Source organism: Nocardia sp. NPDC058244, assembly GCF_042882065.1.
Classification (GTDB): domain Bacteria; phylum Actinomycetota; class Actinomycetes; order Mycobacteriales; family Mycobacteriaceae; genus Nocardia.
Genome location: NZ_JBHVWX010000008.1, coordinates 219,822 through 246,090 on the forward strand (window position 1 = coordinate 219,822; position 26,269 = coordinate 246,090).

25 protein-coding genes are annotated in these 26,269 nt (G+C 70.3%); 16 read left to right on the plus strand and 9 right to left on the minus strand.

The genetic code is table 11. The features are described 5' to 3' along the window. Window positions 1-29: 29 nt before the first annotated feature. Window positions 30-998 carry an SCO2521 family protein gene (locus tag ACFVW6_RS25625; protein WP_357343511.1) on the plus strand — a complete coding sequence of 323 codons (969 nt, stop codon included), beginning with the start codon at window positions 30-32 and terminating at the stop codon, window positions 996-998. Here the strand turns inward: ACFVW6_RS25625 and ACFVW6_RS25630 are convergent, their stop codons facing one another. From ACFVW6_RS25630 to ACFVW6_RS25645, 4 genes are all read right to left on the minus strand, one after another. Further along, complete coding sequence (locus ACFVW6_RS25630) at window positions 999-1,856, minus strand: hypothetical protein (protein WP_378823022.1); 858 nt, start codon at window positions 1,854-1,856, stop codon at window positions 999-1,001. Next, on the minus strand, window positions 1,853-2,386 hold the full coding sequence (locus tag ACFVW6_RS25635) for a GNAT family N-acetyltransferase (protein ID WP_365007354.1): 534 nt from the start codon (window positions 2,384-2,386) through the stop codon (window positions 1,853-1,855). The genes ACFVW6_RS25630 and ACFVW6_RS25635 overlap by 4 nt, the downstream gene beginning before the upstream one ends. Before the next feature lie 159 nt (window positions 2,387-2,545). After that, window positions 2,546-4,030: an MFS transporter gene (locus ACFVW6_RS25640; protein WP_378823018.1), complete on the minus strand. Its 1,485-nt coding sequence runs from the start codon at window positions 4,028-4,030 to the stop codon at window positions 2,546-2,548. A 208-nt stretch (window positions 4,031-4,238) separates the two neighbouring features. Next, complete coding sequence (locus tag ACFVW6_RS25645) at window positions 4,239-4,910, minus strand: FadR/GntR family transcriptional regulator (RefSeq protein ID WP_355276039.1); 672 nt, start codon at window positions 4,908-4,910, stop codon at window positions 4,239-4,241. Between the two features lie 248 nt (window positions 4,911-5,158). On the opposite strand from ACFVW6_RS25645, the gene ACFVW6_RS25650 reads away from it, so the two are divergent. The 7 genes from ACFVW6_RS25650 (at window position 5,159) to ACFVW6_RS25680 (ending at window position 14,404) form a co-directional block, all read left to right on the plus strand. After that, window positions 5,159-6,310: an MFS transporter gene (locus tag ACFVW6_RS25650; RefSeq protein ID WP_365011185.1), complete on the plus strand. Its 1,152-nt coding sequence runs from the start codon at window positions 5,159-5,161 to the stop codon at window positions 6,308-6,310. 265 nt (window positions 6,311-6,575) lie between these two features. Continuing rightward, the gene (locus ACFVW6_RS25655) at window positions 6,576-8,036 is read left to right on the plus strand and encodes a nitrate/nitrite transporter (protein ID WP_378823015.1); all 1,461 of its coding nucleotides are present in this window, start codon (window positions 6,576-6,578) and stop codon (window positions 8,034-8,036) included. Window positions 8,037-8,067: 31 nt separating this feature from the next. Further along, entirely contained in the window at window positions 8,068-10,617 is a 2,550-nt protein-coding gene (gene nirB / locus ACFVW6_RS25660; protein WP_378823013.1) for a nitrite reductase large subunit NirB, read from the plus strand. 66 nt (window positions 10,618-10,683) lie between these two features. After that, the gene (gene nirD, locus ACFVW6_RS25665; protein WP_357343525.1) at window positions 10,684-11,085 is read left to right on the plus strand and encodes a nitrite reductase small subunit NirD; all 402 of its coding nucleotides are present in this window, start codon (window positions 10,684-10,686) and stop codon (window positions 11,083-11,085) included. A 4-nt stretch (window positions 11,086-11,089) separates the two neighbouring features. After that, window positions 11,090-12,334: a uroporphyrinogen-III synthase gene (locus tag ACFVW6_RS25670; RefSeq protein WP_357343527.1), complete on the plus strand. Its 1,245-nt coding sequence runs from the start codon at window positions 11,090-11,092 to the stop codon at window positions 12,332-12,334. A gap of 71 nt (window positions 12,335-12,405) precedes the next feature. Continuing rightward, window positions 12,406-13,104: a sirohydrochlorin chelatase gene (locus tag ACFVW6_RS25675; protein ID WP_378825528.1), complete on the plus strand. Its 699-nt coding sequence runs from the start codon at window positions 12,406-12,408 to the stop codon at window positions 13,102-13,104. A gap of 730 nt (window positions 13,105-13,834) precedes the next feature. After that, complete coding sequence (locus ACFVW6_RS25680; protein WP_378823011.1) at window positions 13,835-14,404, plus strand: hypothetical protein; 570 nt, start codon at window positions 13,835-13,837, stop codon at window positions 14,402-14,404. On the opposite strand, the gene ACFVW6_RS25685 is transcribed toward ACFVW6_RS25680, so the two are convergent. Further along, window positions 14,388-15,335, minus strand: a complete 948-nt coding sequence (locus ACFVW6_RS25685; RefSeq protein WP_378823008.1) for a GlxA family transcriptional regulator — start codon at window positions 15,333-15,335, stop codon at window positions 14,388-14,390. The genes ACFVW6_RS25680 and ACFVW6_RS25685 overlap by 17 nt on opposite strands. 129 nt (window positions 15,336-15,464) lie before the next feature. On the opposite strand from ACFVW6_RS25685, the gene ACFVW6_RS25690 reads away from it, so the two are divergent. The 4 genes from ACFVW6_RS25690 (at window position 15,465) to ACFVW6_RS25705 (ending at window position 18,363) form a co-directional block, all read left to right on the plus strand. Further along, window positions 15,465-16,406 (plus strand): NAD-dependent epimerase, encoded by a 942-nt coding sequence (locus ACFVW6_RS25690; RefSeq protein WP_378823006.1) that lies wholly within the window; start codon window positions 15,465-15,467, stop codon window positions 16,404-16,406. An 80-nt stretch (window positions 16,407-16,486) separates the two neighbouring features. After that, a complete protein-coding gene (locus ACFVW6_RS25695) occupies window positions 16,487-17,452 on the plus strand; it encodes an alpha/beta hydrolase (RefSeq protein WP_378823004.1) in 966 nt (321 codons plus the stop codon). A 32-nt stretch (window positions 17,453-17,484) separates the two neighbouring features. Further along, entirely contained in the window at window positions 17,485-17,823 is a 339-nt protein-coding gene (locus ACFVW6_RS25700) for a TfoX/Sxy family protein (protein ID WP_355276023.1), read from the plus strand. Between the two features lie 90 nt (window positions 17,824-17,913). Next, window positions 17,914-18,363, plus strand: a complete 450-nt coding sequence (locus ACFVW6_RS25705) for a VOC family protein (RefSeq protein WP_378823001.1) — start codon at window positions 17,914-17,916, stop codon at window positions 18,361-18,363. A gap of 63 nt (window positions 18,364-18,426) precedes the next feature. Here ACFVW6_RS25705 and ACFVW6_RS25710 read toward each other — a convergent pair whose 3' ends face one another. Then, window positions 18,427-18,849 (minus strand): Ig-like domain repeat protein, encoded by a 423-nt coding sequence (locus ACFVW6_RS25710; RefSeq protein WP_357343540.1) that lies wholly within the window; start codon window positions 18,847-18,849, stop codon window positions 18,427-18,429. A 187-nt stretch (window positions 18,850-19,036) separates the two neighbouring features. Between ACFVW6_RS25710 and ACFVW6_RS25715 the strand changes: the two genes are divergently transcribed. The 3 genes from ACFVW6_RS25715 to ACFVW6_RS25725 all read left to right on the plus strand — a co-directional run bounded on the left by ACFVW6_RS25715 (window position 19,037) and on the right by ACFVW6_RS25725 (window position 23,960). Continuing rightward, entirely contained in the window at window positions 19,037-19,258 is a 222-nt protein-coding gene (locus tag ACFVW6_RS25715) for a hypothetical protein (protein WP_218718015.1), read from the plus strand. Between the two features lie 173 nt (window positions 19,259-19,431). Continuing rightward, window positions 19,432-22,032, plus strand: a complete 2,601-nt coding sequence (locus tag ACFVW6_RS25720) for a LuxR C-terminal-related transcriptional regulator (protein WP_378822999.1) — start codon at window positions 19,432-19,434, stop codon at window positions 22,030-22,032. Window positions 22,033-22,136: 104 nt separating this feature from the next. After that, window positions 22,137-23,960: an alkyl/aryl-sulfatase gene (locus ACFVW6_RS25725; protein ID WP_378822997.1), complete on the plus strand. Its 1,824-nt coding sequence runs from the start codon at window positions 22,137-22,139 to the stop codon at window positions 23,958-23,960. 68 nt (window positions 23,961-24,028) lie between these two features. Here the strand turns inward: ACFVW6_RS25725 and ACFVW6_RS25730 are convergent, their stop codons facing one another. Continuing rightward, the gene (locus tag ACFVW6_RS25730; protein WP_378822995.1) at window positions 24,029-24,379 is read right to left on the minus strand and encodes an SHOCT domain-containing protein; all 351 of its coding nucleotides are present in this window, start codon (window positions 24,377-24,379) and stop codon (window positions 24,029-24,031) included. Window positions 24,380-24,391: 12 nt separating this feature from the next. Beyond that, window positions 24,392-24,823 (minus strand): DUF6325 family protein, encoded by a 432-nt coding sequence (locus tag ACFVW6_RS25735; RefSeq protein ID WP_355280698.1) that lies wholly within the window; start codon window positions 24,821-24,823, stop codon window positions 24,392-24,394. Between the two features lie 86 nt (window positions 24,824-24,909). Between ACFVW6_RS25735 and ACFVW6_RS25740 the strand changes: the two genes are divergently transcribed. Then, on the plus strand, window positions 24,910-25,536 hold the full coding sequence (locus tag ACFVW6_RS25740) for a DUF4203 domain-containing protein (protein WP_355280700.1): 627 nt from the start codon (window positions 24,910-24,912) through the stop codon (window positions 25,534-25,536). Between the two features lie 3 nt (window positions 25,537-25,539). Here the strand turns inward: ACFVW6_RS25740 and ACFVW6_RS25745 are convergent, their stop codons facing one another. Next, the gene (locus ACFVW6_RS25745; RefSeq protein ID WP_355280701.1) at window positions 25,540-26,163 is read right to left on the minus strand and encodes a TetR/AcrR family transcriptional regulator; all 624 of its coding nucleotides are present in this window, start codon (window positions 26,161-26,163) and stop codon (window positions 25,540-25,542) included. Between the last annotated feature and the right edge of the window lie 106 nt (window positions 26,164-26,269).

Sequence of the window (26,269 nt, forward strand, 5' to 3'; positions counted from 1 at the left end):
CACCAGCGCATACGGGCTACGCTGCAGCAATGCATCTCAGCGGTGGACCGCTGGCGCTCCTTGGCGAAGTGCGCACCGGGCTGCTGCCGGAGTCGGCGGCGTTGAGCCGAGGGTCGGCGGCGGAATTGCTGACTCTCGTGCGGGGCCGACGCGTGCAGTCGCGGGAACGTCCGGTGAGCTGGGCGCAGTCGCCGGTGATCTCCGAGGGCGTCGACTGCCGGCTCGCCACCCCGGCGCGGGGCCGGGTGCGGGCGGTCGGGACGGTCGCGGCCCACGCCGTGGTGCTGGGCGGGCGGATCCTGCAGAGCTCGGCGACGGCCACCGTGACCGCCGGGGAGGGCACCCATCGGCGCAGCTGGGGTCACTACCTGGGCCGGATCGGCATCGTCGAGATCCTCACCCGGATACCGCCGGACATCAGCACCCAGCTGGTCGACGGTTTCCTCGGTGCCGGGGACGCGACGACGGCCACCCTGGACCCCGGCGCGATCGCGGCCCGGCTGCACATGCGGGTCCGCACCGATCCGATGCTGAACCAGAAGCCGCCGATCCAGACCAGCGCGTCGCGGCTGCGGTGGGCCGCGCGGGTGGAGCGCGGGCAGGCGCCGAGCATGTCGTTCGTCCTGCTCGACGACGAGACCAGGCTGGCCTCGGTGGTGGTCGGCGACGAGGCGGAACTGGCGATGGTGCAGGCCTTCTGCGAGGACCTGGCCATGCACGACTGGCTGCTGACGGTGCTCACCGAGGTCATCGACGAGGCCGAGATGGCCGAGCTCTCGCGCAGTTCGCCCGCCCAGGTACTCACCCCGCTGCTGGAGCACCTGGTGCACCTGTGGTTGCCCGGCGCCTTCACCCCGGCGCCGTTGCGCGGCCTGTGGACGGGTCTGGAGGCCGAACCCGGCTTCACCGTGCAGTGGAATTCCCGGATCGGGCAGCTGCGCGACCGGGTCGCGGTGGCGACGCTGGGCGCGCTCACCCGCAGCCAGTCACGCTGGTGATCACAGCCGGAACAGCTGCCGCACCAGCAGCGCGAAGAACACCGAGGTCGACACGATGCCCGCGTACGACTCCACGATCAGGGTGGCCTGCGCGAACGAGCCCAGCTTCGGCAGATCGTCGGTGCCCACCGGATTCAGGAAGTTCAGCAGCCCCACCCGCACGGCGGTGTTGACGCCGATCCCGGTGCTCGACAGGTAGAAGACCCCGACGAACAGCGCGATCTCCACCGCGATCCAGGCCAGCAGCAGGAACGGCCGATAGCCGTAGCCGCACAGCAGGTCCGAGGTCATTCCGGGCAGCCGCCGCCAGCGCGGGCTGCGCGCTCTGGTCTTGGCGCGCGCCATGTTCAGCCCGCACCGGTCCTGCCCGCGCGGGTTCTCTGTGGTGGTGTGCAGGCGATAGGCCTGCCGGTAGGCGAGCGCGGCGTGCGCGGGCAGCTTGTGCGCCGAGAGCTGTTCGCCGAGTTCCTCGTACACCTCGGCGAGCAGGATCGACTGGGTGCGGCTCAGCCGCAGCGGGCCGCGGAATTCGACCTCGGCGGCGAACAGCGCGGTGAGCACGGTCTCGCAGGACAGCTCGCGTCCGGCGTTGTCGAGCACGTCGGGATCGGCGTCGCGATACAGGTGGGCGAAGACCAGGCTGTCGCCGACGCGGCGGGTCGAGGGCGGAACGTAGTCGGCGAGGAACTGCTCGACCCGGTGATTGAGTTCGTCGAGCAGGGCGTATTCGTCGGCCGGTCCTGGTGCGCGCAGGAAATCGGCGACGACGTCGGCGAAAGCGCTGGCGTGCCTGCGGATCAGGGTGGTCTTGGAGGCGACGAAGTCGCCGAGCCGATCGTGTTCGGCGTAGTCGGTCATCCCTCGTCGACCGGCCCACGGTCCTTGTACCACCGGCGATCGGTGGGATCGGCGCTCGGCCAATCGGGAACGATGCGGTGCACCAGCAGATCTCGTGGTTCCCCCGCGCCGAAGTACTGGTCCTCGTAACCCGCCCAGACGAAACCGGAGTTCTTGTACAGCGTCGCCGCGGGCACATTCGACGGGCGCACCGTGATGAAGACGGCGTCGACCTGCGACGAACGGCACTGCGCGACAGCCAGATCCAGGAGTGAGCGGCCGAGACCCCGGCCCTGATAGCCCGCCGAGACGGCCAGGCCGATCAGCCAGGCCGTGCTGCGGCCGACCGCCACCATTGCGTACCCGCAAATCGAACCTGCCAGATCGGCGACCAGCCAATGCGATCCGTGGATATCGAACAATTGCCGAATGGCGAAATACGGATAGGCCAGTGGCATGAATTCGTGCGATTCGAGCTCGGCGATGGCGGCCAGATCGTCGACGGTGGCGGATCGGAATCGTAGCTCTGCCTGCTCGTTCGAGATGTTCAATACCGCTCACCTCTGCCGCCCCGGTGCAAGTCTGAACTCCAGGGTAAGCGCAGATCGGTGATCGCGGCCACAACCACGGCCGAAAAGTGTTGGCACACAGCCGAAAGCCACGTTCGGTGAGGGGAGCCGAACGTGGCTTTCGGGGTCTCGCTGGGTGGATCAGACGCTGGCGTAGGCCAGCGAGGGCGCCCGGTCGGTGGCGAAGTTGGTGCGCAGGTAGCACCACCAGGTGACCGCCGCCATCACCAGGAACACCGCGGCGTAGGCCCAGAAGGCGGGGGCCATGGTCTTGAGGTGGACGTTGGACAGGCGCAGCGCCTGCTGGACGACGAAGCCACCCGCGGCGCCGACCGCGCCGATGACACCGATGGCGGCGCCGGCCTGGCGCTTGGCCGAGATGGCGGCCTCGGCGATGTCGATGCCGTGCTCGGAGGCGTACTTCTTGGCGGTCGCGTTGAAGATCGACGGGATCATCCGGTAGGTGGAACCGTTGCCGATGCCGGCCAGCACGAACAGCGCCAGGAAGGACGCCAGGTAGAGCGGGAAGCTCTTCAGGTCCACCGCGAGGACGATGAACGCGGCCGCGATCGACATGCCGCCGAAGACGTAGACGGTGATCTTGGCGCCGCCGCCGATCTTGTCGGAGACCCAGCCGCCGAACGGACGGCTGAACGAACCGACCAGCGCGCCGAGGAAGGCGAGGTTACCGAGGGTGGTGATCCAGCCGATCTTGGCCAGGTCGGGGAAGGTGGCCTTGATCAGGGTCGGGAAGGCGAAGGAGAAGCCGATGAACGAACCGAAGGTGCCGATGTAGAGGAAGGCCATGATCCAGGTGTGCCGGTTGGTCAGGGCCAGCTTGTAGGACTTGCCGTCGGACTTCGCCTCGGCGATGGAGTCCATGAAGTACAGCGCGCCGACGGTGGCGACCGCGATGAACGGCAGCCAGAACAGCACCGCCAGGGTGATGCCGAAGCGGAAACCGCCCGCGTCCTTGGCCATGATGTGGGTGCCGAAGGTGATCAGCAGCGGCACGATCAGCTGGGTCTGCGCGACGCCGAGGTTGCCGCCCGCGGCGTTGAGGCCCAGCGCGGCGCCCTTCTTGCCCTCGGGGAAGAAGAACGAGATGTTGGCCATCGACGACGAGAAGTTACCGCCACCGACACCGGCCAGCGAGGCCAGCACGAGGAAGACCCACATCGGGGTGCCGGGCTGGTTGACGAAGTAGAGGATGCCCAGGGTCGGGATGAACAGCATCGCCGCGCTGAACGCGGTGAAGGCGCGGCCACCGAACTTCGGGACGGCGAAGGTGTACGGGATGCGCAGCGCGGCGCCGACCAGGGTCGGGATGGAGGTCAGCAGCAGGGCGTTGCTGACCGCGGTCGGGTTGCCCTTGCCCAGTCCGGCCAGGAACTCGAAGCCGGCCGAGCCCATGGCGGTGACGATGGAGCCCCAGATCACCCAGATGCTGAAGCCCAGGTTCTCCGCGAAGACCGAGAACCAGAGGTTCTTGCGGGCGGTCTGCTTGCCGCCGGCTTCCCAGAACTCCGGATTATCCGGGTTCCACTGGGTCAGCCAGCGGCCCTTCTTCTGATATTCGAAGGACGGGGATTCCGTCTCCTGGCCGGTGGCGGCGATTGCGGTCATCGGCTTCCTCTCGATCGGGCTCGATAGAAGCGCATCGACTTTCGTGGCGTTCGATGCGCTTCTTGCGGGGTCGAGATAAAGGTAGAAGCCGGTTGTTGCGTGACAATGGCCTCAGGTGACGTTCCAGCCAACTCACGCTCACCGCCGAAATCGCGGGTCGGTGACCGGCCGGAAACCTGGATGTAGAAGAGCCGCCGGTTCGCTTTTCTCAGCGATCCGGGTACTCGGCGATGAGCGAGCCGAGGAAGCAGCGCGTCGCCTGCATCGCCTTGTCGGCGTCGCCGTCGATCACGGCCTGCACGAGTTCGGCGTGCTCGGTGTCGTAGGCGTCGTCGGAGCGGGCGGTGCGCGCGTGGATCACGTGCTCGATGATCGGCAGCAGCGAATCGTAGAACTCCAGGTATACCGCGTTGTGGCTGGCGACGACGATCGCACGGTGTAGTTCCACGTCGGCGGCGATGGCGACCGGGTCGGGTTCGGTCCAGTTGCGGTTGCTGCGCTCGGCGAGCAGGCGGCGCAGCGTGGCGATGTCGGCGTCGTCGCGGCGGCGGGCGGCCAGGCCCGCGGCGGTGGTGTCGAGCGCCTGCCGCAGTTCGAGGATGTCGCGCTCCTCGGCGTCGGCGAAGTACTTGCCCAGGGTGCCGCCGACCTCGGAGGTGGCGATCACATAGGTGCCCGAGCCCTGGCGGCGTTCGAGCATGCCCGCGTGCACGAGGGCCTGGACGCCTTCGCGGACGGTGTTGCGCCCGGTCCCGGTGAGCTCGGTGAGTTCGGGTTCCGTGGGGATCCGTTGGCCCACTGGCCAACGGCCGGAACGGATCTCGGCCCGAAGCTGTTCGGTGACCTGAGCGATGAGGCTGGTTCGCCGGACGGGTTGCACGTCAGCCAGGGTACTTGCCCGCCTCTCCGCGTACTTTGGCCAGACTCAGCGGCGGGGAGATGGACATTGCTCACAGTCGCTTGGCATTGGTCATCGGGTCATCCTATGATTTTGCGGTGCCGCCACTCCATGAATCCGCTACCGCCCCCCATCTGCGCGACCGCGAGCCGGAGGTCGTGGTCGACGGGGGTCGGGTCAGTCGTCGATCGTTGGTCGAGGGGCGGCTGCTGGTTCTCGCGGCGATCATCATGTCGGCCCTCACCCTGCGAGCCGCGGTGACCGCGTTCAGTCCGCTGGCGGAGGAGATCGGCGCGGACATCGGGTACGGGACGGCGATCGTCGGGGTGTTCGGCATGCTGCCGACCGCGATGTTCGGCCTCGCCGGGCTGGTCGCGCCGCTGCTGGTGCGCCGGTACGGGCTCGAGCGCACGGTGCTGCTGGCGATGCTGCTGGCCGGGGCCGGGTCGCTGGTGCGCGCGTTCGCGGGTGGTACCGGGGAACTGCTCGGGTTCTCCGCGGTGGTGCTGCTCGGCATGGGCATCGGCAATGTGGTGATCCCGCCGCTGGTGAAGCGGTATTTCGCCGATCAGCTGGCTGCGATCAGCTCCCTCTACATCGTGATGGTGCAGCTGAGTACCGTCGTGCCCGCGTTCGTCGCCGTGCCGCTGGCGCAGGACCACGGCTGGCGGATCTCGATGGGGGTGTGGGCGCTGGTCGGCTTCGCCGCCGCGGTGCCGTGGGTGTTCGTGCTGCGCGACCGCAAGGGCCGCGACCGGCACGACGTCACCGCCCTGCCCGCCGAATCGTCAACGGCCACAGGCAAAGTGTGGCGTTCGCCGGTGGCCTGGGGGATGGCCGCGATGTTCGGCATGACCTCGCTGACCACCTACGCCATGTTCGCCTGGCTGCCCAAGATCCTGTCCGACGCGGGCGCGAGCGCCGGCTTCGGCGGCAGCATGGTCGGCCTGTTCGCGCTCATGGGCCTCATTCCCGCGCTGGGCGCGCCGACCGTGGTCTCGCGGATGCGTAATCCGTTCCCCGTCGTGGTGGGCTGCATGGTGCTGTTCGTCATCGCCTTCGCCGGTCTGCTGATCGCGCCCATGGGCGCCCCGGTGCTGTGGGTGGTGCTGCTGGGGCTGGGTCCGAGCACCTTCCCGATGGCGCTGACGCTGATCAACCTGCGTACCCGCACCCCGCGGGGGTCGGCGGCGCTGTCCGGGTTCACCCAGGGCGTCGGCTACGCGGTGGCCTGCGTCGGACCGTTGCTGTTCGGCATGCTGCACACCTGGACCGGCGGCTGGGCGGTCCCGTTCGGCATGCTCCTGGTCGCCCTGGGCGTGCTGCTGGCGGGTGCCTGGCAGGCGTGCAAGCCGCGCATGCTCGAAGACACCTGGAATTGAGCCGGGAAATCTCACCGCTCGAGTTGCGCGCGTGTGCGTCGAGGGTAATGCTGTGTACGTCACACCCTCACGGGTGATTCCGACGATTTCTGGCCGCTTCCTTACCTGCGGAAATCGTTGTGTCACACGCCGGAAACAAAAGGGCCGATCTCACGCGCTCTGAGCGGCGTAGGTGAGAAACCGTTGATTCGCGCGACATTTCCCGCAGCATTCCGGCAATACCCATTTCCTACCGTTGGGCCATCGCACTTTTGGGAGGCCCAACTTGAGCACGCTGAAGCGTAACCACGACATCGAGCACTGGGATGCCGAAGATGTCGCGGCCTGGGAGGCCGGCGGCAAGGACATTGCCAAGCGCAACCTGATCTGGTCGGTCTTCGCCGAGCACATCGGGTTCTCGGTGTGGTCGATCTGGTCGGTGATGGTGCTGTTCATGCCCGCCGACAAGTTCGGCATCGACCCGGCGGGCAAGTTCTTCCTGGTCGCGTTGCCCACCCTGGTCGGCGGGTTCCTGCGGATCCCCTACACCGTGGCCACCGCCCGCTTCGGCGGTCGCAACTGGACGATCTTCAGCGCGCTGCTGCTGGTGGTCCCGCTGCTGCTGACGCTGTACTTCGTCACCCAGCCGGGCACCTCGTACACGACCTTCCTGGTCGTGGCCGCGTTCGCCGGCATCGGTGGCGGCAACTTCGCCTCGTCGATGACCAACATCAACGCCTTCTACCCGCAGCGGCTCAAGGGCTGGGCGCTGGGCATGAACGCGGGCGGCGGCAATATCGGTGTCCCGGTGATCCAGCTGCTGGGCCTGCTGGTGCTGGTCACCCTCGGCGGCGACTACGCCTACCTCATCTGCGCGATCTACCTGGTCCTCGTCGGTGTCACCGCGGTCGGCGCGGCGCTGTACATGGACAACCTGACCAACCAGCAGGCCGACCTGTCCTCCATGGGCAAGGCCCTGAAGGTGCCGCAGTCCTGGGCGATCGCCTTCCTCTACATCGGCACCTTCGGTTCGTTCATCGGCTACAGCTTCGCCTTCGGCCAGATCCTGCAGATCAGCTTCAAGGCCGGTGGCGACACCGCCGCCCAGGCCGCCGTGCACGCCGCCTCGATCGCCTTCATCGGCCCGCTGCTCGGTTCGCTGGCCCGCCCCTACGGCGGCAAGATGGCCGACCGGATCGGCGGCAGCAGGGTCGCGCTCGGCACCTTCGGCGCCATGATGGCCGCCGCGCTGATCGTGATCGCCGCCTCGACGATGGCCGACCGCAACAACGGGGTCGCCTCCGGCGCCACCATGGCCCTGCTGGTCGTCGGCTTCATCGCCCTGTTCGTGCTCTCCGGTTTCGGCAACGGCGCCGTCACCAAGATCATCCCGTCGGTGTTCGAGGCCAAGTCCAAGAGCCTGCCGCTCCCGCGGGCCGAGCAGGCCGCCTGGTCGCAGAACGCCGGCGGCGCGCTGATCGGCTTCGTCGGCGCGATCGGCTCCCTCGGCGGCGTCGGCATCAACATGGTGCTGCGCAGCTCCTACGCCAGCACCTCCTCGGCCACCACCGCGTTCTGGGTGTTCCTCGCCTTCTACGTGGTCTGCGCGGCCGTCACCTGGACGGTGTTCCTGCGCCGTCCCCGCCTGTCCACCGTGCCTGCCGACTCCGATGTCGTGGTCGAGGCCGAGTCCCTGGTCCTCGAGGCCGAAAACAACGCTTCGTCGGCCACTACGTCGGCTCGCTGACTACCCGACCACAACCAAGGAGGTCACTCTCATGAACAGCACTCGCAAGACAGTGGTCGTGGTCGGCCACGGCATGGTCGGTCACCGCTTCGTCGAGGCCCTGCGCTCGCGCGACGAGGCAGGCGAATGGCAGGTCGTCATCCTCTCCGAGGAGAAGCTGCCCGCCTACGACCGCGTCGGCCTGTCCTACTACGTCGGCAGCTGGAAGGCCGAGGAGCTGGCGCTGCCCGGTAACACCTACGACGGCGACGCCCTGGTCGACCTGCGGCTGGGCCAGCGCGGCGAGTCGATCGACACCGCGGCCAAGACCGTCACCAGCTCCAACGGCGACGTCATCGCCTACGACGCGCTGGTCATGGCCACCGGTTCGTACCCGTTCGTCCCGCCGGTGCCCGGTCACGACCTGCCCGAGTGCTTCGTCTACCGCACCATCGACGACCTCGACGGCATCCGCGCCGCCGCCGACGCGGCCGGTCCCGGCGCGCACGGCGTCGTCGTCGGTGGCGGTCTGCTCGGCCTGGAGGCCGCCAACGCGCTGCGGCTGATGGGCATGACCCCGCACGTCATCGAGTACAACGACCGCCTGATGCCCGCCCAGGTCGACGCCGGTGGTGGCGCGATCCTGGAGAAGCTGGTCACCGACATCGGCCTCAACGTGCACACCGGCGTCGGCACCGCCAAGATCGTCTCGATCGAGGAGGAGGGGGCCAACAACGTCACCCTGCACCTGTCGGACGAGTCGGAGATCCACGCCTCGCTGGTGGTGTTCTCGGCCGGCATCCGCCCGCACGACGCGCTGGCCAAGGCCGCTGGCCTGGAGATCGGCGCCCGCGGCGGCATCCTCACCGATGTCACCCTGCAGACCTCGGACCCGAGCGTCTACGCGATCGGTGAGTGCGCCGCGATCGAGGGCATCTGCTACGGCCTGGTCGCCCCCGGATACACCACCGCCGAGATCGTCGCCGACCGGCTGCTCGGTGGCGCGGGCGAGTTCCCCGGCGCCGACATGTCCACCAAGCTGAAGCTGATGGGTGTCGACGTCGCCTCCTTCGGTGACGCGCACGGCACCACCGAGGGCGCGCTCGAGGTCGTGCTGCACGACGCGGCCAAGGGCACCTACGCCAAGCTGGTCGTCTCCGACGACGCGCAGACCCTGCTCGGCGGCATCCTGGTCGGTGACGCCAGCCAGTACGCGGCCCTGCGCCCGCTGGTCGGCCGCCCGCTGCCCGCCGACGCCGCCGCGCTGATCTCGCCCGCGGGCGCCGAGCTGGGCGCCGACGCGCTGCCCGACGACGCCCAGATCTGCTCCTGCAACAACGTCAGCAAGGGCGCGATCTGTGGCGCCATCGCCGACGGCGCCTGCGACATCCCCGGCATCAAGAGCTGCACCAACGCCGGCACCTCCTGCGGTGGCTGTGTGCCGATGATCAAGAAGCTGCTCGAGCAGTCCGGCGTGGAGATGTCCAAGGCGCTGTGCGAGCACTTCAGCCAGTCGCGCGCCGAGCTGTTCCAGGTCGTGCAGGTCACCGGCATCCGCACCTTCTCCGAGCTGATCGCCAAGCACGGCAAGGGCACCGGCTGCGACATCTGCAAGCCGACTGTCGCCTCGATCCTGGCCTCGACCTCGAGCGATCACATCCTCGACGGTGAGCAGGCGGCGCTGCAGGACACCAACGACCACTTCCTGGCCAACATGCAGAAGAACGGCACCTACTCGGTGGTGCCGCGGATGCCCGGTGGTGAGGTCACCGCCGAGCAGCTGATTGTCATCGGCGAGGTCGCCAAGGAGTTCGACCTCTACGTCAAGGTCACCGGTGGCCAGCGCATCGACCTGTTCGGCGCGACCGTGGAGCAGCTGCCGCTGATCTGGAAGCGCCTGGTCGACGCCGGGATGGAGTCGGGCCACGCGTACGGCAAGTCACTGCGCACCGTCAAGAGCTGCGTCGGTTCCACCTGGTGCCGCTACGGCCAGCAGGACTCGGTCGGCATGGCCGTGCTGCTGGAGAAGCGCTACCGCGGCCTGCGCTCGCCGCACAAGCTGAAGCTGGCCGTCTCGGGCTGCGCCCGCGAGTGCGCCGAGGCCCGCGGCAAGGACGTCGGCGTGATCGCCACCGAGCACGGCTGGAACCTCTACGTCGGCGGCAACGGTGGTCTGACCCCGAAGCACGCGGTGCTGCTGGCCGGCGACCTCGACGACGAGACGCTGATCCGCTACATCGACCGCTACCTGATGTTCTACATCCGCACCGCCGACCGCCTGCAGCGCACCGCGCCCTGGCAGGAGGCGCTCGAGGGCGGCATCGAGTACCTGAAGGCCGTCGTGTGCGACGACAGCCTCGGCATCGCCGACGACCTGGAGGCCGCGATGGCCAAGCACGTCGACGGCTACAAGGACGAGTGGGCCGCCGTGCTCGAGGACGAGAACAAGCTCTCGCGCTTCGTCTCCTTCGTCAACGCCCCTGACGAAGCCGACCCGACCATCTCGTTCGACGACAGCGGCGAGCGCAAGGTACCAGTGCTCCTCGGCCTGCCCGGCATGCCCGCCGGTGTTGGCTCCGACACAGCAGCAGCCGGGAAATAGGCGCTTAACCCTGCGGAAACAGGGCGCCTGTACCAATAGGTAAGGCGTTCGGAGGAGGAACCGACGATGACCGTTATCGACACACCCACCATCACCACGGAGACGGCGACCTGGACTCAGGCGTGCCGGCTCGACTTCCTGATCCCGGGCCGCGGCGTTGCTGTCCTGCTCCGGGGCGGCAGGCAGGCCGCCCTGTTCCTACTCACGGACGGCACGCTCGCCGCCGTCGGCAACATCGATCCGTTCGGCCGGGCCGCGGTGATGTCACGCGGCATCGTCGGTGATCGCGGTGGGGTCCCCGTCGTCGCGTCGCCGTTGCTCAAGCAGGCCTTCTCGCTGATCGACGGTCGCTGTCTCGACGACGCGACCAAGTCCCTGCCGGTCTACGCCGTCCAGCTCGACGGTGGCGTCGTCTCGGTATCCAACGAGCCGGTGCAGGTCTCGGCCCTCGAATCCTCGGACGGCTGATTCCATGACCTCTCCCACCGACACCGGCCCCGGTCTGGCCGGCTTCACCATCGGCGTCACCGCCGCGCGCCGCGCCGAGGAATTCGGCACCCTGCTCACCCGCAAGGGCGCGACCGTGGTGTCCGCCCCCGCGATCCGCATCATCCCGCTGGCCGACGACACCGAGCTCGAGCGCGTCACCGAGCTGTTGATCGCCGATCCGCCGCAGATCACCGTCGCGACCACCGGCATCGGCTTCCGCGGCTGGATGGAAGCGGCCGAGGGCTGGGGCCTGGCCGAGACGCTGCGCGACACGCTCGCCTCGACCCGGATGCTGGCCCGCGGCCCCAAGGCCAAGGGCGCCATCCGCGCCGCCGAGCTGCGCGAGGAATGGTCGCCTGCCTCGGAGTCCTCGGCCGAGGTGCTCGATCACCTGCTCGCCGAGGGCGTCGAAGGCGTCCGCATCGCGGTGCAGCTGCACGGCGCGACCACCGAGTGGGAGCCGGTTCCCGACTTCTGCGAGGTGCTGCGCTGCGCGGGCGCCGATGTGGTTCCGGTCCCGGTGTACCGGTGGGAGCCGCCCGCCGATCGTGGCCCGATGGACGCCATGATCGAGTCGATCATCTCCGGCAGCCTCGACTGCGTCACCTTCACCAGCGCTCCGGCGGTGGCGTCGATGCTGATGCGGGCCAAGGAGACCGGCCTGCTCGAGTCCGTGCTGCACGCGCTGCGCGGGCGGGTGCTCGCGGCCTGCGTCGGCCCGATCACCGCCGCGCCGCTGGAGGAACTCGGCGTGCCGACCACCATGCCGGGCCGCGCGCGGCTCGGTGCGCTGGCCCGCCACGTCGCCGAGGAACTGCCGCGCCGGGCGAGCCGGATCTACGCGGCCGGTCATCTGATCAGCGTGCGCGGTGGCTGCGTCGTCGTCGACGGTGAGGTGCGCCAGCTGGCGCCCGCGCCGATGGCGCTGATGCGGTCGCTGGCCCGGCAGCCCGGCCGGGTGGTGTCCCGCGAGGACCTGCTCTCGGCCCTGCCCGGCGGTGGCGACGACACCCACGCGGTGGAGACCGCGATCGCCCGGCTGCGCGCCGGCCTCGGCACGCCCAAGGCGATCCAGACCGTGGTCAAGCGCGGCTACCGGCTCGCGCTCGACGCCGCGGACTGCTCCGACACCCCCGTGAGCAGGCCGCCGGTGCAGCCGCCGCATCAGGCCGGCATCGGCACGCCCGCCCGGTCGCCGCGACCGGCGCAACCGATCGGCGTCTGGTGAGCACCGCGCGGCCGGGTGAGCCGGCCCTGGTGCTCGTCGCGCACGGCACCCGCAGCGCGCGCGGCGTGGAGATGATCGCCGCGCTCGCCGACGCGGTGGCCGCCGAACTCGGCGCCGCGGTTTCGGGGCGCGGCGCCGACGGCACCGAAGCCGAGGGCGCGGCGCCCAACGCCGCGCTGCGCACCGCCTTCGTCGACGTGCTCGGCCCGTCGCCGTCGGAGGTGCTGCGCGACCTCGACGGCCCGGCCGTCGTGGTGCCCGCGTTCCTGGCCTCGGGCTACCACGTCTACCAGGACGTGCCGCGCGAGGTCGACGAGAGCGGGCACACCGAGGTCGCGGTGACCGCGGCCATGGGCCCCGATCCGGCGCTGACCCGGATCATGGCGGTGCGCCTTCGCGCCGCGGGCTGGCGTCCCGGTGACGCGGTGGTCTTCGCCGCCGCGGGATCGTCGGACGCGCGGGCCCGCCAGGACGTCCGCCGGGCGGCGGGCATGCTCGCCGAGCAGCTCGGCGTTCCGGTGCGGATCGCCTACGTCGCGACCGGCGCGCCGCGCGTGCCCGAGGTCGTCGCCGAACTGCGGGAAGCGGGTGCGGGTCGGGTCTTCATCGCCTCCTACCTGCTGGCCCACGGCCTGTTCCACCAGCGCCTGCACGACGCGGGCGCCGACGGTGTCGCAGAGCCGATCGGTGTGCACCCCGCGGTGGTCCGGCTGATCGCCGACCGATACCGCACGGCCGCACGGGAACTCGTCCGCGCCCGGGTGCGCTGACCGGGTCCGTTCCAGCCCGCGCCGAGGTGCGTCGCCGCCGCGCGCGACGGCTCACACGGGCCGGACGTGCGTTGTCGCTGTCCGGTGAGGGCGGGTTCCGACGACTAGAGTTGGGCCCGACTTCACAGGAGGGGGCACCGTGCCAGATTCGTCGGCGGATCACGACGGTCCGCGACCAGAGCAGGACGAGCTGACGTCGTATCCCGACGCGGTTCCGCAGGCACCGGCCAACCCCGGCGCGGCGGTACCACCTCCGAGCGGCGCCGGGGGACCCGTGCCCTACCCGAATCCGGCCGTGCCGCCGCCGAGTACTGGGGCGTCGTACCCGCCGCCCTATCCGGGTGCGGCGGGGGCGCCCTACCCGAATCCGGCCACACCGTCGCCCTACCCGGGAGCGGGGGAAGTGCCCTACCCGAATTCGGCTACACCCCTGCCCTATCCGGGCGTGGCGGGGGAGCCCTATCCGAATCCAGCTGCGCCCCAGCCATTTTCGAACGCCTCAGGGCAACCCGAGGCGCCCTACGCGCAGGCCGGGTCGAACGGCCCGACGCCCTACGCGCAGGCCGCCCCCGGTGGGCAAGCGCCTCATCCACAGGATGCACCCGGTGGGCAGGCGCCGTATCCGCATGCGGTGCCCGGCGGACAGGCTGCGTACCCGCTGCCTGTGCCCGGCGGACCGGCTGCGTACCCGCCGCCTGTGCCCGGTGGGCAGGCTGCGTACCCGCTGCCTGTGCCCGGTGGGCAGGCGCCGTATCCCTCGGCGACGCCCTATCCGGCGGCCGCGCCGGTCGACGCGGGGCCGAAAGTGGTTCCGCAGAATGTGCAGATCGCGTTCTACGTGATGCTGGCGGGCGCGGTGGTGACCGTGCTCAGCGCCGCCTACATGCTGACCACCATCGACAAGATCCGCTCCGACGCGCTGGACGCGTCGGGCGGGGTGTTCCGCGGCGACGACCTGGACGTCCTCGTGTACGCGGGCCTCGCGGGCGGCATCCTGACCTCGCTGGTGACGACGGGGCTGTGGGTGTGGATGGCCTTCGCCTGCCGGGCGGGCAAGAACTGGGCCCGGATCACCGGCACGGTGTTCTTCGGCCTCAATGTGCTGTCCTCGGCGGTCAGCGTGATCAGCGCGCTGGCCACCGGAACCGGCGCCGACCCGCAATCGCTGGCCTTCACCGTGGTCCTCGTGCTCATCGGTCTGGCCGCGGTCGTCCTGCTCTGGAACCCCCGGTCCGCTGCCTTCTTCGCCAAGGCTCCGCCGCCGGGGTATCAGCCCTACCCGCCTACCGGGCCGTGGTGAAGTTCGCCCGGTAGGTGCTCGGGGGGACGCCGAGCTGGCGGATCATGTGCTGTCGCAACGACTCCGCCGACCCGATCCCGCTGTGCCTGGCCACCTGGTCGATCGGCAGCGACGTCGACTCGAGCAGCTCCCTGGCCCGGTGCAGACGCTGGTGCAGCAGCCATTTCTGCGGACTGAGCCCGGTCTCCTCGTGGAAGCGCCGGGTCAGCGTGCGCACGCTCGTGGTGGCGTGCGCGGCGAGGTCGCGCAGCGACAGGGGAGTGTCGAGCCGGGTCAGCGCCCAGGCGCGGGTGGCCGAGAGCGAGAGGTCGTCGTCCGGCGGGAGCGGGGTGTCGACGAACTGGGCCTGACCGCCGGGGCGCACCGGCGTCACCACGGCGGCGCGGGCCGCCTCGTTGGCGACGGTGGCGCCGTAGTCCCGGCGGATCAGGTGCAGGCACAGGTCGATTCCGGCGGCCGCGCCCGCCGAGGTGGTGACCGGGCCGTCCTCGACGAACAGCGCGTCGGTGCGCACCCGAACTCCCGGATGCGCACCGGCCAGTTCGTCGGCCAGCGCCCAGTGCGTGGTGGCGGTGCGCCCCTCGAGCAGCCCCGCCTGGGCCAGCACGAAGGCGCCGCTACAGATCGAGGTGACCAGGGTGCCCCGCTCGGCGGCGGCGCGCAGTGCGGCCAGGATGGCCGGATCGGCGCCGGTCCGCGCGCCGGTACTGGGCACGATCACCGTGTCGGCCGAGGCCAGCACCTCGAGTCCGTGCGGGATCACCACGTCGAACCCGCCCGAGTTCGCGAGCACCACACCGGGTTCGGCGGTGCACACCAGCACCCGGTAGCCCGGCGCCCCGTCGATGGTCACCGATTCCATCAGTGATCCCGGCATGGCCAGATCGAAGGACTTCACCGGGGGCACGGCGACGACGGCGACAGTCTTCATGGCCTGATCCTTGGGATAGCTGGCATTCCGGCCACTAGTCTAGCCCGCCCGCGCCCGGCATCGTTGACTTCGCGCCCGGCGAACCGTCGCCGGATCGCGCGAAAGCTCCTGCTGGGAAAGGGAATTCACATGACCGAGCATGTCGTGATCGGTCGCGGGGCCACCGCGTCCGCGACCGCGCTCTCGTTCGCCGAGTCCGGTGACCGGGTGACGATGATCAGCCGCGGCGGCCTCGGTCCCGAGCACCCCGGGATCGACCGCGTCGCCCTCGACGCCACCGACACCACCGCGCTGATCGAGCACGCCACCGGCGCCGCGACGGTGTTCAACCTCGCCATGCCCGCGTATCACACCTGGCCGGAAACCGTTCCGCCGCTGTTCGGTTCGATCCGGGCGGCCGCCGAAGCCACCGGCGCGAACCTGGTGATGATGGGCAATCTCTACGGCTACGGCCCCGTCGACGGCGTCGTCGACGAGACGACCCCGCTGGCTGCCACCGGCAGCAAGGGCGAGGTCAGGGCCAGGATGTGGACCGAGGCGCTGGCCGCGCACGAGGCGGGCAGGCTGCGCGTCACCGAGGTGCGCGCCGGTCAGTTCCTCGGCGCGGGCGCGGTCTCGGTCTTCTCCCTGCTGGTGCAACCCGCCGTGCTGGCGGGGGCGCGGGCCCGGGTGCCGCAGGCGCTGGACCTGGCGCATTCGTTCACCGCGATCGATGACGCCGCGGCCGCGCTGGTCGCCGTCGCCCGCGACGACCGCGCGTGGGGCCGGGCCTGGCACGCGCCGATGCTCACCACCACGGTGCGCACGGTCGCGAGCAGGCTGGCGGCGCTGGCCGGTGCGCCCGAGCCCGACCTCGCCGTGCTCACCGACGCCGAGATCACCGAGCTCGCGCAGGGCGATCCGTTCTGGGGCGAGCTGTTCGAGACCGCGCACATGTCGCACCGCGAGTTCGTTGCCGACGATTCCGCCCTGCTCGCCACCTTCGGCGTCACCGCTTCCGCGCTCGACGACGTACTGCGCGCGGTCCTGCCCTCGGGTGCTTCGAGCACCGCGAAAGCGGGGATGCCCTAGGTTTGCCAGCGCCGCACGCGGAGGCGGACACGGGCCGGTCAATGCCGCATATCGGCTGTTCGGTAGGGCATGCTCGGAATATGCGTCGGCTCCTGTGCTGTGTGCTCGTCCTGCTCGGCTGTGGATTCGTGATCGCGCCGCCCGCGTCGGCCGAACCGGGAATCATCGACGTCCGGCCGCTCGGTGGCAGGCAGTACGAAGTGGTCGTGTATTCGGCGGCGATGAACCGGCCGATCACGCTGTGGCTGTCGCATCCCGGCGCGGGCGCGCCCACGCTGTACCTGCTGAACGCGGTCGACGGTGGGGAGAGCGGCGGGCCGTGGATGCGGCGCACCGACGTGGTCGATTTCTTCGCCGACAAGCCGGTCAACGTGGTCGTCCCGATCGGCGGCCGGGCCAGCATGTACACCGACTGGCAGCGCGACGACGCGATCCTGGGCCGCAACAAGTGGACCACCTTCCTCACCGGCGAACTCCCGCCGCTGCTGGCTCAGCGGTTCGGCACGACCGGCGCCAACGCGGTCGCCGGTCTGTCGATGTCGGCCACCTCGGCGCTGAACCTGGCCATCGCCGCGCCCGGCCTGTACCGCGCGGTCGGCGCGTTCAGCGGCTGCACCCAGACCGCGAACCCCGTGGCGCAGGCGCTGGTGCGGGCCCAGCTGGCGACCTTCGCCGCGGACGCCACCAATATGTGGGGCGGCCCGATCGACCCGGCCTGGACCGTCAACGATCCGGTCGTGCAGGCCGAACGCCTGCGCGGCACCGCCATCTACCTGTCCGCGGGCAACGGCGTCCCCGGGCAGCACGAGGCGATCAACGATCCGAGCATCGCGGGCAATCTCGGCGTCCTGGTCGACCGGCTGCTGGTCGGCGGCACGATGGAGGCCGTGGCGGGCAGCTGCACCGGCCCGATGGCGGCCCGGCTCGCCCAGCTCGGCATCCCCGCCGACGTGCGCTTCCGCGCCGCGGGCACGCACGCCTGGCCGTACTGGCAGGACGACGTGCACGACTCGTGGCCGATGTTCGCCGCCGCCCTCGGCGTCTGAAAACTGTCGGTGCCCCGGCGCACACTGGGGCCATGGCCTATGACGAGGAACTCGCCGAGCGCATCCGGGAGATCGTCTACCCCGGGCAGGATCTCGTCGAGCAACGGATGTTCGGCGGACTCGCCTTCCTGGTGGGCGGCAATATGGCCGTCGCGGCCAGCGGCAAGGGCGGGTTGATGGTGCGGGTCGATCGTGCCGAGGGGGAATCGCTGATCGACGGACAGTCGGTGGCGCCGATGGTGATGGGCGGGCGCGAGATGGTGGGCTGGCTGCGCGTCGCCACCGCCGCCGTCGAGGACGACGCGGTGCTGCGCGAGTGGGTGGAGCGCGGGGTGAACTACGCCAAGACCCTGCCGCGAAAAAAGAAGTAGAAGAAACTTCGGCGGATGTGTCGAGGCGGCGCATTCGGCTCCGACCAGAGGGTGACAGCAAGCCAACGCACCCTCCCGAAGGAGCACGTCATGTCCGTCAACACCTTCCTCTGGTTCGACACCGACGCCGAAGCGGCCGGTGAGCTCTACGCCGCGACGGTGCCGAATTCGCGCGTCGTCGAGGTCACCCGGCAGGGCGACGGCTCGGCCTTCGTCGTCACCCTCGATCTCGACGGTCAGGCCGTCACGCTGATGAACGGCGGACCGGGCCATCCGCCCACCGACGCCGCCTCGCTGCAGGTCGTGGTGGACACCCAGGACGAGGTCGACCGGCTCTGGGACACCCTGTCCGACGGCGGCGCGCCCGGCCCGTGCGGCTGGCTGACCGACCGGTTCGGCCTGTCCTGGCAGATCGTGCCCTCGGTCCTGCCGAAGCTGATGAGCGGCGAACCGCACCGGGTCATCGCGGTCGGCACCGCGCTGCGGTCGATGTCCAAGCTCGACATCGCCGAGTTGCAGCGGGCCCACGACCAGGCCTGACCGGGAAACGTCGACGGCCGCCGCGGATCGGTAGTCCGCGGCGGCCGTTCGGTGCGTGCTCGGTCAGCCCGCCGAGCCGGTCAGCAGGCCGCCCAGGTCGGCCGAGCCGGTGCCGCCGCCGGGCGTCGTCGGCTTCGCCGAGACCTCGACGGTGACGGTCTTGGAGCTGATCAGTTCCTGCACGGCCTTGATCTCGTGCGAACCGGGGGTCGACGGGGTCCAGGTGATGGTGGCCTTGCCGTCGGAGACCGAGACCGGCTCACCGATCTGGGTGCCGTTGTCGGTGAAGGTCACCTTGAACAGGAACGACGTCGCGGTGACATCGGCGGTGACGGTGTAGGCGGTGCCGACGTAGTGGGTGCTGCCGCTGACCGTGACGCCCTGGACGAGCGCCGAGGCCTGCGGCGCCACCAGGACGCCGGCCGCGGCGACCGCGGTGAAAGCTGTGAGTCCGAAGCCGGCCCGCCGAGCCTGGTTGGTCTTCATGGTTGTTCTCCTGTTCGCGCTGGCCCACCGCTGTGGGTGTGGGCGACACTATCGACCCGGTGACCACGCTGTCCGGGAAACAGAAAAACGAGTGTTTAAAACTGCGTGGGCCGCGTCGTCGCTGGTGGCGCCGGAATCATCCCGTGCGGATGAGGCGATCGCCGCGCCGGTCGTCGAGACTGGACACATGCCGACGTCGGATGCGGTTCGCTACCAGTTCGTCATCGAGGGCGAACTCACGGAACGCGCTGTCGCCGCGTTCCCGGAACTCCGGCGCAGCGCCCATTCGCCCACCGGTACCACCACCCTCTACGGCGAGCTCGCCGACAACACCGCCATGCGCGGTGTGCTCGCCCGCATCGATGTCCTCGGGCTCACCCTGCTCGGCATGTCCCGCCTGCCCGACTGATCGTGAGGTTGCCGAACAATAGCCGGTCGCGGCAAACCCTCGCGATGACGTCGATCTCATAACGAGCGCGTCGACGCCGCAACTCCGGCGAACGCGCTGGTCGCCTTTGGCCTACCGTCGAACCTGCTGGTGGATCGACCCCGCAGGGAGTCGACGAGCTGAGGAGTGTGGTGGTGACAACCTCGTACCGCGCGTTAGCTGACAACGTCTCCGTGGCCGGTGCCCAGATTCCCGAGCTGTCCTTCGCCGCCGTGCGCTCCGGTGACCTCAGCGCCCGGCTGGACCGCGCGCAGACCGCGGGCGGGCACACCGTCCTGGTGTCCGGCCCGGCGGGCAGCGGCAAGACCGTCGCGCTGGTCGACTGGGTGACCAGGTCGCGCAAGGCCAGGGCGGCCACCGTCGGCTGGCTCACCGTCACCGCGCCGCTGGCCGAGAGCGGCGAGCTGATCCCGGCGATCGCGCGGATCACGCACCGGCCCGCCGACGCCGTCGACACCACGTTGCGCACCCCGGCCGATCAGGCCGCCGAACTGGTCGACGCGCTGGCGGCGCGCGGCGAGCACACCGTCCTGGTGCTCGACGACGCCCACCTGATCACCGACCCGCTGCAACTGGCCGGCCTGGAATACCTGCTCGCGCATCTGCCCGGCACGGTCACCGTGCTGCTCGCGGGCCGGTTCGATCCGCCGCTGCGCTGGCACGCGCTGGAATTGGCGGGCAGGCTCACCCGGATCGGGGTCGGCGAACTCGCGCTGTCGCCGGAGCGGATCGCCCAGCTGTTCGCCCAGCACGGCTGCCGGCTCGACGACGACGAACTCACCATGGTGCACGCGCTGACCCGCGGCTGGGCCGCGCTGGTGCGGATCGCCGCGATCTACGTGGCCGCCAACGGCGAGGACCGCGATACCGCGCTGACCACGCTGGCCCGGCCCTCACACGCGGTCGCCGATTTCCTCGTCGCCGAGCTGATGCAGTCGCTGCCCGCGTCGACCCTCGATTTCCTGCTGGTCACCGCGGTTCCGACCCGGTTCTGCCTGCCGCTGGCCGAGGAACTCACCGACGACAACGCGGCGCGGATCGTCGACGAGTTGCTGCGGGCCAACTTCCCCATGCACACCGTGGCCGACGCGGGTCAGCTCTGGCACAGCTACCACCCGCTGCTGCGGGCGTATCTGCTGGCTGAGGCCGCGCACTCGCGGGCCGACCGGCTGCCGACGGTGCACCGTCGCATCGCCGAGTGGCTCGGCGCGGCCGCGCTGCCGGGCGCCGCGCTCGATCACGTGCTGGCCGAACCGGGCACCCCCGGTCTGGTGGCGTTCCTGCGGGATTGGGGTCCGCGCATGGTCCTCGACGGCGCGGGTCAGCAGTTGCTGGCCGCCATGGAGTTCCTGCCCGAGGCGACCGAGGACACCTTCGTGCGGTTGCTGCGCGCCGCGGTCGCGGTGGAGGCGGGGGAGATCGCCGCCGCCGAGGTCTATCTCGAGGCCGCGCACGTCGGGTCCGAGCAGGTCTCGCGGCTGGTCCCCGACACCTGGACGGCCTCGCTCGACCGCGCGGTGAGCGCGGGACTGGCGGTGCTGGTGGGGGATTCGGCCTCGATGAGCTGGCCGCTGCCCGCGGTCACCGGACAGCCCGATCTCGACTGCTACGCCGCGCTGCACTGCGGCACCGCCGAGGTCACCGGCGGCGCGCTCGACAGCGGGACCGCCGCGTTGCGGCACGCCATCGTGCACGCGGAGGAGGTGGGGCTCGGCAGTGTCGCGGTGCGCGCGCGGACCGCGGTCGCGGTCGCCGCCGGGTACGCGGGCCGGGTCGGTGACCTGCGGGCCCTGGCCGAGGTGGCGATCGACTGCGCCGACCGCTACGACCTGGCGCAGGCCCCCGAGGGCGTGTTCGCCCGGCTGATCGCGGCCTACGGCGCCTACCAGCAGGGCGAGGCCGTGCAGCTGCCGCCGCCGGGCCAGCCCGGTGGACCGGCGGCCGAGGCGAGTGCCCCGGCGCCCGCCCGCCAGGCCGCGGTGATCACCGGCGTGCTGATGTTCGACGCGGCCCCCGACCGCGCGGCCGCCGCGACCATGCTCTGCACCGGGACCCACCGGCTGCTCGACGACTCCCCGGCCGCCTTCGGCATCGGCACCCTGGTCACCGACGTGCTGTGGGTGCTGCTGCGCTTGCAGGCCAAGACCGATGCCCAGCACCTGATCGACCACGCGACGCGGGTGTTCGGGCCGACCCCGGAGCTGGCCGTCGCCGAAGCGGGCCTGGCCGTCTACACCCATCGGCCCAGCGCGGCACTGACCCTGCTCGAGCCGGTCCTCGGCGGCACCCCGCAGCTGACGGCGGGTGCGCTGGTGACGGCCTGGCTGCTGGAGGGGGTCGCCGCCGACCGGCTGGACCGCCCGCGCAAGGCCGAGAGCGCGTTCGAGCAGGCGCTCGCGCTCGCCTGCGGTGAGCGGCTGATCCGCCCGTTCCTCGATGTGCCGGGCGCGGCCGAGACCCTCGACCGGCTGGGCGGGCGGTTCGGCCGCTTCGACGCGTTCGTCGACCTGGTCCGGTCCCATCGCGCGCCCGCCACCGACGCGCCGCAGCTCACCGAGACCGAACTCGCGGTGCTGCGCCAGCTCCCGTCCGGCATGACCGCGATCAATATCGCCGCGAACATGGGTGTCTCGGTGAACACCGTGAAGACCCACCTGCGTGGCATCTATCAGAAGCTGGGGGTCAACGCCAGAGCCGACGCGATCGGCAACGCCCGCCGTGTCGGCCTGATCTGACGACACCGGCCCGGCCGAAACTCACCCGCAACGGATGATTTCCGCGCCGCCCGGCGCGGCTACGGTCGCGGGACCGCCAGGATTCCGACGAGGCAAGGTGGACGATGCGCACGTATCCGGACTTCGGGAACACGACCGACTTCGACAACGCCAACCGCGGCCTGATCGACAAGCTCGACCCGCCGGTGATCACCGCCGCCGACGGCCGGGTGATCTGGGACATCGGCGCCTACGACTTCCTCGACGGCCCGTGCCCGCCGACGGCCGATCCGAGCCTGTGGCGGCAGGGCCAGCTCTGCAATATCCAGGGCCTGTTCGAGGTCACCGAGGGCATCTACCAGGTGCGCAACTTCGACCTGTCGAACATGACGATCGTCGAGGGCGAGACGGGCGTGATCGTCATCGACCCGCTCATCTCCGCCGAGACCGCCGCCGCGGGCCTGGCGATCTACCGCAAGCATCGCGGCGACCGGCCGGTGACCGGTCTGATCTACACCCATTCGCACGCCGACCATTTCGGCGGCGCGCGCGGTGTCGTGCCGGAGGGGCATCCGGAGGTCCCGGTCATCGCCCCGGAGGGTTTCCTCGAGCACGCGGTCAGCGAGAACGTCTACGCGGGCAACGCGATGACCCGGCGCGCGATCTTCATGTACGGCACCGGCCTGGACAAGGCTCCCGACGGCCAGCTCGGCTGCGGCCTCGGCATGACCACCTCCACCGGCACGGTCACGATGATCCCGCCGACCCTCGACATCACCCGCACCGGGCAGGAGGAGGTGGTCGACGGCGTCCGCATCGTCTTCCAGCTGACCCCGGGCACCGAGGCCCCCGCCGAGATGAACTTCCTGTTCCCCGACCGCCGGGCCCTGTGCATGGCCGAGAACGCCACCCACAACATGCACAATGTGCTCACCCTGCGCGGCGCGGTGGTGCGCGACTCGCGGATCTGGTCGAGCTATCTCGACGAGGCCATCGCGCTGTTCGCCGACAAGGCCGACGTCGCCTTCGCCTCGCACCACTGGCCCACCTGGGGCGCCGACAACTGGACCGCATGGCTGGCCGGTCAGCGCGACATGTACGCCTACCTGCACGACCAGACCCTGCGCCTGCTCAACCAGGGCCTCAACGGACCCGAGATCGCCGAGATCCTCACCTTCCCGCCCGGGCTCGACGGACTGTGGGCCAACCGCGGCTACTACGGCTCGCTCAGTCACAACGTCAAGGCCATCTACCAGCGCTATCTCGGCTGGTTCGACGGCAACCCGGCGCACCTGTGGGAGCACACCGAGGTGGAGCAGGCCAAGCGCTACGTCGCCGACTACGGCGGCGTCGACGCCGTCGTCGCCAAGGGGCGTGCCTACGCCGCCGAGGGCGACCACCGGTTCGCGGCCACGCTGCTCAATCACGCCGTCTTCGCCGACCCGGGCAACACCGCGGCCAAGGAGGCGCTGGCCGAGGTCTACCAGACCCTCGGCTACGGCAGCGAGAACGGCACCTGGCGCAACTTCTTCCTGGTCGGCGCGACCGAGCTGCGCAACGGCCCGACCCAGGTCAGCCTGGACACCACCGACCCGCAGATGATGGCGGCGCTGACGATCGACATGATCATCGACTCGATCGCCATCCGGATCAACGGCCTGCGCGCCGCCGAATCGGACTTCGCGCTGGACCTGAACCTGACCGACAGCGGCGCGGTCACCCGGCTGACCATGTCCAACGGCGCGCTCACCCACCGCACCGCGTCCGGGCACGCGCCGTTGCGCGGCCCGGCCGACCTCACCCTGACGCTCACCAAGGCGCAGCTGCTGGCCGGGCTCGGTGGCCAGGGCTTCGACGGCGTCACGATGGACGGTGATCAGGCGGTGCTGAAGACCCTGGTCGGCCTGATCGAGACGCCCGACCCGAGGTTCCCGATCGTCACACCCTGAGACCCAGCTCGGGGTTCATGAACAGCGCCCCCGGCCGCCCAGGGCCGGGGGCGCTGTTGCGCGTGGTCTCAGCCGAGCAGCTGTGCCTTCGCGGCGGCGAACTCGGCGTCGGAGAGCGCACCGGCGGCGTGCAGGTCGCTCAGTTGCTTGAGCTTCGCGACCAGGTCGACCGGCGCGGCGGGCGGCGGCGCCGGTGCCACGGGCTGCGGTGGCGGCGCGGCGTAGGCCTGCTGCTGGGCGTAGGCCTGCTGCTGGTCGTAGTTCTGCTGATCGGCGTAGGCCTGCTGTTCGGCCGAGCGTTTCCTGGCCCGGTTGTTCACGGCGTTGGAGGTGGCGGTCGCGGTACCCGCGACGACCGCGGTACGGGCGATCGTGCCCAGCAGTCCCGGCCGCCCGACGCGGCCCCTTCGTAGTGGCATGACGATTCCTCCCTAGCCGGTCGTCGCCGCGGACACCGCGGCCTGGACGACATCGCGCGGCACCTGAACGTGCAGCGTCACCTCACCCCTGGCACCGCGCACGGCGCCGGCCAGCCGCGCGGCCCAGGTCTGCTCGAAGACCAGGATCACCGACGTGCTGCCGGGCGCCATCGAGGTGCGCACGACCTCCACGTCGGCCGCGCTGACCAGGTCGATGTCGGCGGCGGTGAGCCCGGTGAGACCCACCTCGGCCAGGTCGTCGTCGATCTCCTTCTCGGTGATGGTGCCCGCGTCGTCCATCGTCAGCACGATCAGATCGAGCAGGGTCACCAGTCCGTTCTCGACGACCTCGGCGAGCGCGTCGGTGACCGACTCGTCGACCGCGGTGCCGGGGAAGGTGAGGACGAGGAAGTCGACCGGGCCCAGCGCAGGTGTTGTTCCCATGGCGTGATCGTGCGCCGATCCCGCGGCGCCCACCTCACCCGAATCGGGTGAACCGGGGCGGCGTCCGGAGTTCTAGCGTTGATCGTATGAATGGCATCGTCGTCGTCGTGGTCGGAGCGCTGCTGTGCTTCTACGGCATCCGATCGGTCCACCTGGGCATCATCGCGATCGGCTTCGGTCTCGGCTGGATGATCGCCGACCTGTTCAACGCCTCGCTGGCCTGGCTGGTGCTGATCGGCCTGATCGGCGCGGTGTCCTCGTGGGTGATCACCTCGCTGGTGTTCCGCTTCGCGTCCTACTTCATCGGCGGCCTCACCGGCGCGATGATCGGCACCAAGCTGGCGACGGTGTTGCAGCCCGGCGACAAGAACGTCGCGCTGAGCATGATCGTGGCGCTGGCCATGTGTGTGGCGGGCGCCTTCCTGGCCGAGAAGTTCCGCGCTCGCGCCCTGCTGTGGCTGACCTCGATCGGCGGCGCCAGCATGGTGGTCAGCGGCCTGGGCCGGATGAGCGACTCGCTGGCGTTCCTGCGCGATCCCGAGCCCGGCTGGCAGCAGGTGACCTCCGTGCTGGCCTGGTTGGGCCTGTCGTTGCTCGGCTGGATCACCCAGCGGCACCTGTTCGCCGAGAAGCTCGGGATCCAGCACCTCGCCGGCGGTGGCGACGACGAGATCGACCAGAGCAAACGCAACGGCGGCTGGCCCACCCGCTGAGGGCTACTCGGTCGGCGTCTGCAGCGCCGGGAACCAGACGTCGGTGAGCACGGTGGCGGCCTTCTCGGCCGTGACGTCGATGACGCCCTGCATGGCCCACCGGGTGAAGAACCGTTCGAGCTGGGCGACCAGCAGTTCGATCCGCAGCCGGGCCTCGTCGCGGCGGTGTTCGGGCCAGCGGGCGAGGTAGGCGGGCATGCTGTCGGCCAGCGTCATGATGCCCTCGCGCGCGACCGCGCGGAATTCCGGCTCCAGCGCGGTGGCCTCGTCCCAGGCCGGGAGCATGTCCTTGTTGGTGAGGAACCAGTAGATCGCGCGGGTCATCCACTCCTCGAACGCGGCCCTGGAGCCGGTGGTGAGCACCCGGTCGAGGTCGGCGTAGAACTCCCGGACGCTGGTCAGCGTGCCCTCGTTGGCGATCGCCCGCAGCACCTCGCCCTTGCTGGTGAAGTGCAGGTAGAACGTCGCCCGGCTGCACCCGACGGCGGCCACGATGTCGTCGACCCGGACCGCGGAGTAGCCCTCGGTCTCGAACAGCGACCGCGCGGTTTCCACGATCTTGTTCCTGGTGAGGCGCTTCTGTTCCTCGCGCAGGGAGCCGCGGCGCGCAGCGGGTTCGGTCGGCATGAGCCCATCTTAGACGATCCGCCCATTCACTAGACACCGTGTCTAGTGAGACGCTACGCTGTGGTTCACGTCACTCGGTGCGGTCATCGACGACCGCGCTGTTCAG